This window comes from Streptomyces sp. FH025 (assembly GCF_017427025.1).
Lineage (GTDB): Bacteria > Actinomycetota > Actinomycetes > Streptomycetales > Streptomycetaceae > Kitasatospora.
Genome location: NZ_JAFLNG010001170.1, coordinates 1 through 1,280, shown reverse-complemented (window position 1 = coordinate 1,280; position 1,280 = coordinate 1). Strand labels below are relative to the sequence as shown.

Below are 1,280 nucleotides of genomic sequence, written 5' to 3'. Positions count from 1 at the left end.
CTCGGCGGCGCGCTCGACGGCCGGCTCGACGACGGGCGCGGCGGAACCACCCGCCGGATCCGAGGAGGACGCCACCGCGACCGTCACCAGCGGCGCGCCCACGGCGATCTCCTCGCCCACCTCGCCGTACCGCGCGGTGACCACCCCGCCGTACGGGCAGGGCACCTCCACCACGGCCTTGGCGGTCTCCACCTCCACCACCGGCTGGTCGACCGCGACCACCTCGCCGACTTCGACCATCCAGCGCACCACCTCCGCCCCGGTGAGACCCTCACCGAGGTCGGGCAGCCGGAACTCCCGCACGACGGGCATCATCCTCGGTCCTCCCACTGGAGCCGGGCGACCGCGTCCAGGATCCGGTCCACCCCGGGCAGGTGGTGGTGCTCCAGCATCGGCGGCGGGTACGGGATGTCGAAGCCGGTGACCCGCAGCACGGGCGCGGCGAGGTGGTGGAAGCAGCGCTCGGTGACCCGCGCGGCGATCTCCGCGCCGGTGCCGCCGAAGCCGCTCGCCTCGTGCACCACCACGGCCCGGCCGAGCGAGCGCACCACCCGGCAGACCGTCTCGTCGTCGAAGGGCACCAGGGTGCGCAGGTCCAGCACCGCGAGGTCCCAGCCCTCGGCCTTCGCCGCCTCGGCCGCCTCCAGGCAGACCGGCAGCGAGGGGCCGTAGGTGATCAGCACGGCGGAGGTGCCGGTGCGTCGCAGCACGGCCCGCCCGATCGGCTCGACCGGCGCCGCCGGGTCGAACTCGGCCTTGCCCCAGTAGAGCCGCTTGGGCTCCAGGAAGACCACCGGGTCGTCGGAGGCGATCGAGGCGCGCAGCAGCCCGTACGCGTCGCCCACCGTGCCGGGGGTGACCACGTGCAGGCCGGGCGTGCTCGTGTAGTACGCCTCGGAGGCGTCGCTGTGGTGCTCGACGCCGCCGATGCCGCCGCCGTACGGGATGCGGACGGTGATCGGCAGCGGGAGCCGTCCGGCCGTGCGGTTGCGCATCTTGGCGACGTGCGAGAACAGCTGCTCCAGCGCCGGGTAGGCGAAGGCGTCGAACTGCATCTCGACCACCGGGCGCAGCCCGTACATCGCCATGCCGATCGCGGTGCCGAGGATGCCGGCCTCGGCGAGCGGGGTGTCCAGGCAGCGGTCCGGGCCGAACTCGGCGGTCAGCCCGTCGGTGATCCGGAAGACGCCGCCGAGCGCGCCGACGTCCTCGCCGAGCACGTGCACCGTCGGGTCCTCGCGCATGGCGTCCCGCAGCGCCGAGTTGAGCGCCTGCGCCAT

At 74.4% G+C, this 1,280-nt stretch carries 2 protein-coding genes; both read right to left on the bottom strand.

Translation table 11 applies throughout. The annotated features are described in order from the left end of the window. Positions 1 to 312: biotin/lipoyl-containing protein (locus J0670_RS38200; protein ID WP_307806879.1), on the bottom strand; the 312-nt coding region annotated here is incomplete at its 3' end. Beyond that, a partial coding sequence (locus J0670_RS38195; RefSeq protein ID WP_207817363.1) for an alpha-ketoacid dehydrogenase subunit beta occupies positions 312 to 1,280 on the bottom strand: 969 nt, incomplete at its 5' end. The genes J0670_RS38200 and J0670_RS38195, both read right to left, overlap by 1 nt.